General features: G+C 53.4%; 1 protein-coding gene. It reads right to left on the reverse strand.

Translation table 11 applies throughout. From position 1 onward, the window contains the following. Positions 1–39 precede the first annotated feature (39 nt). On the reverse strand, positions 40–305 hold a 266-nt coding region (locus ALO43_RS14025), incomplete at its 5' end, for a TM2 domain-containing protein (RefSeq protein WP_157062298.1).

The raw sequence follows: 305 nt of genomic DNA on the forward strand, positions 1-305 counted from the left end.
ATCCTGCGGTCTTTGATTGCGAGCATGTGAATCAGTGGTTTAAACGGATGAAGGTTTGAGTTGCAAGGCGGTGTAGTTCGGACGCTTACGGTCATTCAGGGTCCAGAAGTCATACAGAATCCCCAAGAGAAACAACCCGCCCGTGCACAGGTAGATAATGCCGGTGATCCACTTGCCCTGATACATGCGGTGCACACCAAACAGGCCCAGGAAGGTCAGCAGGATCCACGCCAGGCTGTAATCGGTGGAACCTGAGGTAAAGCGCAGGTCGGCTTCGAGGTCCATCGAAGGGATCAGAAACAGGT

This window comes from Pseudomonas tremae (genome assembly GCF_001401155.1).
Lineage (GTDB): Bacteria > Pseudomonadota > Gammaproteobacteria > Pseudomonadales > Pseudomonadaceae > Aquipseudomonas > Aquipseudomonas tremae.